The organism is Catenulispora yoronensis (genome assembly GCF_039531695.1).
GTDB classification, from domain to species: domain Bacteria; phylum Actinomycetota; class Actinomycetes; order Streptomycetales; family Catenulisporaceae; genus Catenulispora; species Catenulispora yoronensis.
In genome coordinates, this window is sequence record NZ_BAAAQN010000122.1 from 1 (window position 1) to 6,841 (window position 6,841).

4 protein-coding genes are annotated in these 6,841 nt (G+C 67.7%); 2 read left to right on the top strand and 2 right to left on the bottom strand.

The window, feature by feature from the left end:
- Window positions 1-10: 10 nt before the first annotated feature.
- Complete coding sequence (locus ABD481_RS46110; protein WP_425559439.1) at window positions 11-3,520, top strand: choice-of-anchor D domain-containing protein; 3,510 nt, start codon at window positions 11-13, stop codon at window positions 3,518-3,520.
- A gap of 85 nt (window positions 3,521-3,605) precedes the next feature.
- Here the strand turns inward: ABD481_RS46110 and ABD481_RS46115 are convergent, their stop codons facing one another.
- Entirely contained in the window at window positions 3,606-3,821 is a 216-nt protein-coding gene (locus ABD481_RS46115) for an e9imm peptide (protein ID WP_344672281.1), read from the bottom strand.
- Between the two features lie 178 nt (window positions 3,822-3,999).
- Here ABD481_RS46115 and ABD481_RS46120 point away from each other — a divergent pair, with 178 nt between their 5' ends.
- Window positions 4,000-4,227 carry a hypothetical protein gene (locus ABD481_RS46120; RefSeq protein WP_344672282.1) on the top strand — a complete coding sequence of 76 codons (228 nt, stop codon included), beginning with the start codon at window positions 4,000-4,002 and terminating at the stop codon, window positions 4,225-4,227.
- A 19-nt stretch (window positions 4,228-4,246) separates the two neighbouring features.
- Here ABD481_RS46120 and ABD481_RS46125 read toward each other — a convergent pair.
- Window positions 4,247-6,841: NACHT domain-containing protein (locus ABD481_RS46125; RefSeq protein ID WP_425559438.1), on the bottom strand; the 2,595-nt coding region annotated here is incomplete at its 5' end.

Consider the following 6,841-nt stretch of genomic DNA (forward strand, 5'->3'; position numbering starts at 1 on the left):
CGCCGGCGGCGTGCTGCTGGCGGTGGGCGGGATGACGATCGCCGCCGCGCCGCCCGCACACGCCGCCGGCGCCGCCGCGACCGGCGGGTCCGGGGCGAGCCTGGCCTACACCGAGGTGCAGGCGGCGAACGCCGCGACCACCGGCACCCGGATCGGCCCCAGCTTCGCGCAGGGGCAGCTGGCCGACGAGGCCTCCTACCGCAAGGCCGTGACCCTGGCGGGGAACGGCTCCGGCCAGAGCGTCACCTTCACCACCCCGGTCGCCACCAACTCGATCGACGTGCGCTACAGCATCCCGGACACCGGCGACGGCTCGGTCTACTCCGCGCCGCTGTCGCTGTACGTCAACGGCGTCAAGCAGCCCGACCTGTCGCTGACCAACGCCTACAGCTGGTTCTACGGCGGCTACCCGTTCAGCAACTCCCCGGGCAGCAACCCGCACCACTTCTACGACGAGGTGCATCGCCTGTTCAGCACCACGTATCCGGCCGGCACCACCTTCAAGCTCCAGGCGGACGCCGGCGACACCGCCTCCGCCTACACGATCAACCTCGCCGACTTCGAGAACGTCGGACCGGCGGCGTCCCAGCCTGCCGGCTCGGTCTCGGTGACCAGCCAGGGCGCCGACCCCTCCGGCGCCGCCGACTCGACGGCGGCCTTCAACGCGGCGATCTCCGCCGCCGGGGCCGGCGGCACGGTGTGGATCCCGCCGGGCACCTTCAAGATCCCGGGCCACATCGCGGTCAACAACGTCACCGTCGCCGGCGCCGGCATGTGGTACTCGACCGTCACCGGCGCGGCGCCCGGCTTCTACGGCAACTCCGCCCCGAACCCGAGCACCAACGTGCACCTGCACGACTTCGCCATCTTCGGTAACGTGCAGGACCGCGACGACTCCGCGCAGGTCAACGGCGTCGGCGGCGCGCTGAGCAACTCCTCGGTGACCAACGTGTGGATCGAGCACATGAAGGTCGGCGCGTGGATGGACGGGCCGATGACCGGCCTGACCTTCTCCGGCGTGCGGATCCGGAACACCACCGCCGACGGCATCAACTTCCACGGCGGCGTCACCAACTCCACCGTGACGAACAGCGACATCCGCAACACCGGTGACGACGGCATCGCGACCTGGGCCGACTCGGCTCTCGGCGCCGACGCCAACGACACCATCTCCAACAACACCGTCTCGCTCCAGCAGCTGGCCAACGGCATCGCCATCTACGGCGGCCACGACAACACCGTCAGCGGCAACCTGGTCGTCGACACCGGCCTGACCCAGGGCGGCGGCATCCACGTCGGCCAGCGCTTCACCTCCACGCCGGTGGGCACCACCACCATCTCGAACAACACCATGATCCGTGACGGCAGCCTGGACCCGAACTGGCAGTTCGGCGTCGGGGCGCTGTGGTTCGACGGCAGCCAGGGCGCGATCAACGGGCCGATCAACGTCACCAACGCCCTGATCGAACAGAGCCCTTATGAGGCCGTGCAGTGGGTCGAGGGCACGATCAGCGGCGTCAACCTGAACAACGTCACCATCGTCGGGGCCGGCACGTTCGCCCTCCAGGAGCAGACGGCGGGCGCGGCCTCGTTCCAGAACGTCACCGCCACCGGCGTCGGCCAGACCGCGGCGCCCAGCTACAACTGCGAAGGCCCCAGCTTCGCGGTGACCGACAAGGGCGGCAACTCCGGGATCAGCCCGACGCAGTGCAACGGCTGGCCCGCGCCGGTCTTCCCGCCCTACCCGGTGACCGGGGTCAACACGACTCCCACCGCGCTGGGCTTCGGGTCCGTGGCCACCGGCGTCACCAGCGCCGCCCAGACGGTGACCGTCAACAACCCGACCAGCTCCGCCGCGGCGGTCTCCTCGATCAGCATCGCGGGCGACTTCGCGCAGACCAACAACTGTGGCGGCTCCATACCGGCCAACGGTTCCTGCACGGTGAACGTGACCTTCACGCCGACTGCCGCCGGGGCCCGTAACGGCACTCTGACGGTCAACGCCGGTGGCGTGACCAACACGGTCGCTCTGTCGGGTACCGGCACGGCGCCCGGTCCGGTCCTCAACGCCAACCCGGGCAGCCTGAACTTCGCGCGCACGGTGGTCGGGAGCTCGGCGCCGACGCAGGCGGTGACCATCAGCAACAGCGGCACGAGCGCCGCCAGCGTCTCCGGCGTCTCGGTCAGCGGCGACTTCAGCCAGACCAACACCTGCTCGTCGATCCCGGTCAACGGCAGCTGCACAGTGAACGTGACCTTCACGCCCACCGCCGGGGGTACTCGTACCGGCACGCTGACGGTGACCAGCAACGCCAACAACAGCCCGACCTCGGTCGGCCTGAGCGGCGCGGCCGTCGACAGCTCCACCAACCTGGCGGCCGGGCAGCCGGCCAGCGCCAGCAGCTCCAACGGTACCTACACGCCCGCCAACCTGACCGACCCCGACGCCTCGACCTACTGGGAGAGCGCCAACGGGGCCTTCCCGCAGTGGGCCCAGGTCGACCTCGGACAGAGCTGGAACATCGGCAAGGTCGTGCTGAAGCTGCCGCCGAGCAGCGCGTGGGCGGCCCGGACCCAGACGCTGTCGGTCCAGGGCTCCACCGACGGCAACACCTTCTCCACCATCGTCGGCTCCGCCGGCTACACCTTCGACCCCGCCACCGGCAACACCGTGACGATCCCGCTCCCGTCGACCGGAGCGCGCTACGTCCGGGTCACCATCACCGGCAACACCGGCTGGCCCGCCGGTCAGCTCTCCGACTTCGAGGTCTTCGCGGCGACCGGCGGCGGCGGGACCGGGCCATCGATCGCGGCCACTCCGTCGAGCGTCAGCTTCGGGACGCAGACCGTGGGCACGACCAGCGGCGCGCAGGCGATCACCGTCCGGAACACCGGCGGCGCGACGGCGACCGGGGTGGCGGTCTCCGCCACTGGTGACTTCGCGCAGAGCAACAACTGCGGCGGTTCGCTCGCGGCCAACGCGTCCTGCACCGTCACCGTGACATTCACGCCGACGGTGACCGGCGCGCGCAGCGGGACTGTGACCATCACCAGCAACGCGGCTCCGGCGACGGTCGCGCTCAGCGGGACCGGTGCGACGGTCAACACCAACCTGGCGCTGCACCAGCCGACCTCTGCCAGTGGGACGACCCAGAGCTATGGGTCGGCCAACGCGGTGGACGGGGACGCCAACACCTATTGGGAGAGCACGAACAACGCCTTCCCGCAGTGGATCCAGGTCGACCTCGGCTCGGCCAAGAGCATCAGCAAGATCGTGCTCGACCTGCCGCCGTCCAGCTCGTGGGCGACGAGGACGCAGACGCTGTCCGTTCAGGGGTCGACGGACGGATCCTCGTTCTCGACGATCGTCGGTTCGGCGGGCTACACGTTCAATCCGGCTAGTGGGAACACTGCGACGATCACGTTCTCGTCCGTCAGTACGCGGTATGTGCGGTTGAACATCACCGCCAACACGGGTTGGCCGGCCGGCCAGCTGTCGGAGTTGCAGATCTTCCAGTAAATGCGAGTTCTGATATAAGTGACTGGCGGGAGGGGCTTGGCCGCCTCTTCCGCCAGTTGCTGTTTGATGAGGTCGGGGTGGGCTTTTATAACGCGATCGGCCGGTAGGCCTGGGCCTGGTCGACGACGTCGGCCGCGGTCGGGTCCCCGGTGACGGGCCAGAAGATCAGGTCGCTGACGTAGCCGGACGGGCAGTGGAAAGCCGCGTCCAGGGACTCCAGCCAGTGGCTTGCCTCGCCGTTGTCGCTGTAGTCGGTGTCCATGATGCGCTGCACCAGTGCGATTGCCTCGTCCCGCGTCATGAATACCCTCTTGATCCAGTCATTGATTCGCACATTAATATGGTTCCTGATATGCACTTCGATTTTCCGTGAAACGCTGCGCCCCACCAATCACATGCGTACTCTGCCTCCATACTCCCAAACACCTTCGGAGGCCGAACCAACCATGCACTGGGGCCCTTACGAGACCTTCTCCGTCGTGTCCGGCGCCATTGTTGTCCTCGCCGGGCTGCTGATCCCCTACGAGATACTCAGAGACCGTATATGCGCGGCCATCGGCGGGGCCGGCCTGATCGGCTATGGAGTCTACGTCGCCCACCAGGGTACGGCGACGTACCACTATCCGGCTGTGGTCCTGGCTGTTCCTGTCGTCGCGATCCTGTACCTGGTCGGTGCGGCTATCCAGCGTGGTAGCCACTCTGGTTAGTCGGGGGGTGGTGCGGTGCCTAGAGGTGCGGCACCTTGGGCACCCAGCCCTGGTCGATGGCGACCTGGTCCAGACTGCCCTCTTCGTGGGTACGGGAATGCCAGTGCTCGACGGCGATGACCCAGGACGCGGGGTAGCGCCCGGGGTGTTTGAGGATCTCCAACAGTTCGGGGGTGGCTGTCAGGAGCTCGTCGGGAGAGACCTCGACCTCGGTGAACGGGCCGAGAGCTGCGAGAGCGCGCCACAGGTCGGGGTTCGGCTTCTTGAGGAAGCGGGCAGTCACGGCTTTCGCGACCGGCCAGGTGGGTGCCCGCATGGCGGCCAGATCCGCGAGGTCGCGGTCGGAGAGGCCGTGCAGGACCGGGATGGACCAGCGGTCGGGCGCGAAGTGGGTCAGGATGAGCTTGGTGCGCGGGCTGACGTCGGTTGCCGCGTCCCATACGACGGCGCCCAGGCTGCGCTTTGGTCGGCGCTCGCCGAATCTGTCGATGGAGGAGGCGAAGGCTAGGAAGTCGTCGTCCGATAGCGCGCTCAGGCAGCGGTCGATGTGCGGCACGTGCTCTGCGACGACGGCAGGGTCGGCGAATGCGAGCAGCGCGTAGGACCAGGTGCGTCGGGAGAGCGGATCGGGATAGGTGTCGTGGGCGGTCTGCCACCAGTCGGCGTCGTGTTTGTGGACGTGGGCGGATGTCAGGAGGGCGTCGTAGGCGATGTCGCTGCCGAACGGTTCGCTGAGTGGGTCGGTGAGGTTGAGGGATTCTCTGGAGGGGTTTCCATTGCCGGAGATGGCGATGTCGGCGGCGAGCCAGCAGGGGCCGTGGATGAGGGCGATGGCTTGGGCTACGGTGTGTCCTCCGGCACGGCGTTCGATGGCTTGATGGAGGGCTGTGTAGGCGGGTCGGCGGTTCAGGAGTTGTGGCCACTCGTTGAATTTGAAGCGTTGGGACGAATCGGTGTGCTCGTCGGACCACTGGCCTCGCAGTGCTCTGAAGAGGAGCCCGCTTTCGTTGTTGAGCTCTGCGATGCGTCCCAGGGGCCATCCGTCCAGTGTCTTTTGCAAGAGCTGTTGGTCATGGATGTGAGCGAGCTCGGTGATAGCGCTGATCGCGCGCATGGTGCGGTGGCTGGCGGTGGGGTCGGTGAGGAGGTGGCCCGCTTCGGCCGCGGTCAGGGGGACGTCGAAACTCACGCAGATGTCGAGCCAGACCTCTTCGTTCGGTCTGCCCGCCGACTCCTCCAGATGGGACTTCGCCCAGGCAGTGAATGCGGTCGGGCTCATGGAGGTCTGGCTGTGGAGCGTTATGAGCCTGGTCCAGGTCATGGGGTCTTGTGGCGCTCGCTCAACAGCTCGAAGCAACGCCGCGGCGAGGTGTTCGCCGCCGTTGTTGCCCGCGAGGCGCGGGAAGTTGGCGTGCTTGTCCGGGTGCCAGGTGGCGAGGGTGAGGGTGAGGTCGTCCGTGAGCAGATCGACGACGTCGCGCTGCACGCGTGGATGGTCGGCGAAGATGCCGTCGCCGAGCAGCGCCCACGCGGCGGCCCGGGTGAGGAGCGGATGCCGGCCGCTCTCTATGGCTTCCTCCAGGCCGTAGCGCAGGCTGGCCAGTTCGTTCGGGGAGGCGAAGCCGGCGTAGAAGCGGGCGGTGTTCAGCCAGTAGCCGCGGTTGATGAGTTGTTGCAGCACTTGTTGTTTGGGGAGGGGCTCGCGGCGGTCGCGACCGGCCCACTCGGCGAGGAACCTGGCGGCGAAGTATTCACGGAGGGGTTGCACGGCGAATTCGAAGGTGCCCGCGACCTTGCTGGTCAGCGCCCAGAAGCGATCGGAGGCGGCGCGGAACAGGACCTCGATGTCGGTGGTCGGGCCTTCGGTCTGGTGGAGGTAGACGAGCAGGGCTGTCTCGATGTCTCGGACGGTCATCCGTCCGGCGGCGGCTTTCTTCTCGACGCCTGATTGCATGTGCCAGCCCAGGAACGCGGTGATCTCCTGGACCTGGGGGACTTGGCCACGTTCGATCTGCTTGCGGCTGACTTCGCGTACCAGCAGGGTGTCGAGGTAGTCGGTGTAGAGCGCGGTTCGGGCGGTGGGTACTGCTTCGCCCTTCTTGTTGATGAGGTAGAGCAGGATGGTCAGCTGCATCGGGTTGTTGGCGAGCTTGGCGATGTGGTCGAAGCCGGAGCGGTGCTGGAAGGTCTGGACGAGGTCGTGGCGCTCGCGGCCGTGGATGCCTTTGAGGTCGCACCACTTGTCGACGAAGTGGCGCTGGAGTTCCGGGGTGAGGGGCTCCAGGCGGAGGGTTTTGAAGGTGGTCTTGTCGGGCTCGGCCTGGCCCGACGCGGTGGGACGCGAGGTGACGAGGACCTGGGTGCGGCGGGCCGGCTCGCCGACGGTCCAGCGGGTCACCGCGGTGTCGATCTGTTCCACGACGAGGGCGCGGAGGGCCGGGTCCGCGACTTCGTCGAGGCCGTCGAGTACTACGAGGACGGGGAAGCGGGCGAGGAGGTCGTGCATTTCGTCGATGGTGACGGTGGTGCCGCCGTTGCGGGCGGTGCAGAGGGCGGCGAGGTAGAGCTCTAGGGCGGATTGGTCTTTGCGGCGGAGGTGGGGGGTGGGGATGGG

Excerpts from the sequence above, each read along its gene's own strand:
- ABD481_RS46115 (WP_344672281.1), bottom strand. The coding sequence starts at position 3,821 with ATGACGCGGGACGAGGCAATCGCACTGGTGCAGCGCATCATGGACACC.